General features: G+C 56.7%; 1 protein-coding gene and 1 pseudogene. One reads left to right on the plus strand and one right to left on the minus strand.

Annotation, left to right across the window (positions count from 1 at the left end):
* Positions 1 to 576: 576 nt before the first annotated feature.
* A pseudogene (locus EN935_RS41625) lies at positions 577 to 876 on the plus strand (CatB-related O-acetyltransferase); the annotation flags it as partial.
* Between the two features lie 27 nt (positions 877 to 903).
* Here the strand turns inward: EN935_RS41625 and EN935_RS36735 are convergent.
* Positions 904 to 1,207 (minus strand): ABC transporter permease subunit (locus EN935_RS36735; RefSeq protein ID WP_127374276.1); only part of this gene is annotated, 304 nt, incomplete at its 5' end.

A 1,207-nucleotide genomic window follows, 5' to 3' on the forward strand; every position in this document is an offset into this window, starting at 1 on the left:
CCCAAGCCCAGCTCGCTTCTGAGAGCAGCGGCCCTCCGAACTTGATCCAATTCTCTCGGTCGCCCACAGAAAGTAGCGGGTCACTGACAGAATCCAGGCAGAGCCGACTCGCGTCTTCGGCTATCTTCGAAATTGAAACTTTCCTGGCGACAAAGAAGGTCGACGCCGTGCCGTTGCGTTTCCGTTGGCGGTGCAGGGTCAAATAGGTGCCGCGACGTACCCGCCTAGTATAGAAACGTTGAGCACATGAACGAAGTCAAACCTCTAACCAAAATGGCTTAGGCACAAATGGGATTTGCAAGAGAACTTAGAACCAAGCTTGGGCTTAGACGAGTTCCCAATCCGGAAGTCCTGCCGCAGCATGCATCAGTTGGCCGCAGGACATACAGTGTGAAGCCCAGCAATATCTATTGGTGCGATGAAACCTCGCCGCTAAGAATAGGAGCGTTCTGTTCAATAGCGGAGGAAGTCCTATTCCTTTGTCGCGCCAATCATCCGACGCAGTTTGTCTCAACTTTCCCATTCCGAGCTCTCATGACAAAGTCGATGGTTGCCTATAGTGATCTGGTGGTCAACGGACCGACTGAAATCGGCAACGATGTATGGATCGGACGACGCGCAATCATCATGCCAGGAATAACGATTGGTGATGGTGCCGTTGTTGGAGCCGGCTCGATCGTAACGAAGGACGTAGCTCCCTATGCGATCGTCGCCGGAAATCCTGCCAAGCTCATCCGTAACAGGTTTACTGACGACCAGATTGCGAGATTGCTTGCTATCCGCTGGTGGGAATGGAGCGACGAGAAGATCATAGCAGAACAGCCGAGGTTCTTTGGCCCGGTTGACGCCTTCATTGCCGCGAGTAGCGCGTCATAGCGCATCAGCGTCAGGTGAGGTCGCGAACTAGGCCGCCTCTCTGCCCATACGGCGCGCCGTGTAGCGCTCGATCGCCGACAGACCGTCATAGATCAGCACGGCAAGGGCTGCCACGATCAGGCCGCCCTGCAGGATGAAAGCAAGGTTGTTGGACAACAGCCCGGCGATGATCACTTCGCCCAGGGTCTTTGCGGCCACGGTCGAGCCGATGGTGGCGGTGGCAAGGCTGATGACCACCGACAGCCTGATGCCGCCGAGAATGATCGGGGCGCTGAGCAGCAGCTCGACCTTGGTGAGCCGTTGCCAACCGGTCATGCCGGCACCGCGCGCC

Source organism: Mesorhizobium sp. M7D.F.Ca.US.004.03.1.1 (assembly GCF_003998635.1).
Lineage (GTDB): Bacteria > Pseudomonadota > Alphaproteobacteria > Rhizobiales > Rhizobiaceae > Mesorhizobium > Mesorhizobium loti.